Source organism: Rhizobium album (genome assembly GCF_003122325.1).
Lineage (GTDB): Bacteria > Pseudomonadota > Alphaproteobacteria > Rhizobiales > Rhizobiaceae > Metarhizobium > Metarhizobium album.
The window spans coordinates 1-2,500 of record NZ_QFBC01000043.1; the positions used below are offsets into that span (position 1 = coordinate 1).

Annotated in this window: 1 tRNA gene and 2 rRNA genes (1 of these 3 cut by a window edge); all 3 read right to left on the minus strand. The window is 55.2% G+C overall.

Annotated elements, in window-relative coordinates:
- Position 1 precedes the first annotated feature (1 nt).
- A tRNA-Met gene (locus DEM27_RS33215) sits at positions 2-78 on the minus strand.
- A 256-nt stretch (positions 79-334) separates the two neighbouring features.
- Positions 335-449: ribosomal RNA gene (gene rrf, locus DEM27_RS33220) — 5S ribosomal RNA — on the minus strand.
- A gap of 244 nt (positions 450-693) precedes the next feature.
- A 23S ribosomal RNA gene (locus DEM27_RS33225) occupies positions 694-2,500 on the minus strand; it runs 1,077 nt beyond the window's last position.

Here is a 2,500-nt window from a genome sequence, read left to right on the forward strand (position 1 = left end):
TTGGTTGCGGGGGCAGGATTTGAACCTGCGGCCTTCAGGTTATGAGCCTGACGAGCTACCGGGCTGCTCCACCCCGCGTCCTCTGGGTAAACTGCAGCGCAGTTTATCCGGCTTTAGCGTAAATCCCTATTGGATTTATCGCGTCGAGCATAAACGGCTAGGTTTATGCGTTGTTTCGGGCAAACCCCTTTGGGATCTGCCTCCTGCGAGGGGCGCAGAATGATGCCCCCCCGGATTATTTCAGGTATTCGCAAAAGCGAAAGGCCGCTTCATGCGGCCTTTTACCGGCCGTTTGGCCTTCTTGTCGAGAGAAGATTGTTGTTGCGTTTCGCAGACCTGGCAGCGACCTACTCTCCCGCGTCTTGAGACGAAGTACCATTGGCGCAGGGGCGTTTCACGGCCGTGTTCGGAAAGGGAACGGGTGCAGCCACCCCGCAATGACCACCAGGTCAGCGAAGCGCAACAAATGAGAAGCTGGTACAGGCTAAGCCCGTTTGATTTTTGAACACGTCTTTGACATTTCAACCTTTCGCATGGCACCCGCAGCCGGCAGAGCCGCGCCGCCGGATGTCCGGGCGCGCCCGCGCAGCACAGCCCGAAGGGCGGTGCGTGCGTGAGCGAGAAGGTCGATGTTCATCTCGCGGCAAGCGCGAAGCGCTTGTCCGCCGATGAACATGAGCATTGATAATGGGAACGAAGAAGTTCGATCGAGCGATTAGTACCGGTAAGCTTCATGCATTGCTGCACTTCCACACCCGGCCTATCAACGTGGTCGTCTTCCACGGCTCTGATAGGGAATACTCGTTTTCAGGGGGGTTTCCCGCTTAGATGCCTTCAGCGGTTATCCCGTCCATATATAGCTACCCTGCTATGCCGTTGGCACGACAACAGGTCCACCAGAGATATGTCCATCCCGGTCCTCTCGTACTAGGGACAGATCCTGTCAATATTCCTACACCCACGGCAGATAGGGACCGAACTGTCTCACGACGTTCTGAACCCAGCTCACGTACCGCTTTAATTGGCGAACAGCCAAACCCTTGGGACCTGCTCCAGCCCCAGGATGCGATGAGCCGACATCGAGGTGCCAAACAACCCCGTCGATATGGACTCTTGGGGGTCATCAGCCTGTTATCCCCGGCGTACCTTTTATCCGTTGAGCGATGGCCCTTCCACGCGGGACCACCGGATCACTATGACCGACTTTCGTCTCTGCTCGACTTGTCAGTCTCGCAGTCAGGCGGGCTTATGCCATTGCACTCGACGACCGATTTCCGACCGGTCTGAGCCCACCATCGCGCGCCTCCGTTACTCTTTCGGAGGCGACCGCCCCAGTCAAACTACCCACCATACACTGTCCCGGATCCGGATGACGGACCGCGGTTAGACATCCATGACGATAAGGGTGGTATTTCAAGGATGGCTCCACGAGAACTGGCGTCCCCGCTTCAAAGCCTACCACCTATCCTACACATGCCGACACGAATGCCAGTGTAAAGCTATAGTAAAGGTGCACGGGGTCTTTCCGTCTGACCGCAGGAACCCCGCATCTTCACGGGGAATTCAATTTCACTGAGTCTATGCTGGAGACAGCGGGGAAGTCGTTACGCCATTCGTGCAGGTCGGAACTTACCCGACAAGGAATTTCGCTACCTTAGGACCGTTATAGTTACGGCCGCCGTTTACTGGGGCTTCGATTCAAAGCTTGCACCTCTCCTCTTAACCTTCCAGCACCGGGCAGGCGTCAGACCCTATACGTCGTCTTTCGACTTCGCAGAGCCCTGTGTTTTTGATAAACAGTCGCTACCCCCTGGTCTGTGCCACCCCACCTCACTTGCGTAAAATGGGGTCACGCTTCTTCCGAAGTTACGCGTGCAATTTGCCGAGTTCCTTCAGCATAGTTCTCTCAAGCGCCTTGGTATGCTCTACCTGACCACCTGTGTCGGTTTCGGGTACGGTCTATACGGTGGAGCTCTTTCCTGGAACCGCTTCCCTGCACGACCAATCCAATAAGATCGTACAAGTTACGCAATCCGTCACTACCACCAGGCCCACGATTATTAACGTGGTTCCCATCACCTACGCATGTCTGCCTCGGCTTAGGGGCCGGCTAACCCTGCTCAGATTAACTTTAAGCAGGAACCCTTGGTCTTTCGGCGAGAGGGTCTCTCACCCTCTTTATCGTTACTCATGTCAACATTCGCACTTCCGATACCTCCAGGACCCCTCACGGGTATCCCTTCATCGGCTTACGGAACGCTCCGCTACCACACATACGGTTAAGTATGCATCCTCAGCTTCGGTGCATGGCTTTAGCCCCGTTACATTTTCGGCGCAAAGACCCTTATTTAGACCAGTGAGCTGTTACGCTTTCTTTAAATGATGGCTGCTTCTAAGCCAACATCCTGGTTGTTTTGGGATCCTCACATCCTTTCCCACTTAGCCATGACTTCGGGACCTTAGCTGGAGGTCAGGGTTGTTGCCCTCTTCACGACGGACG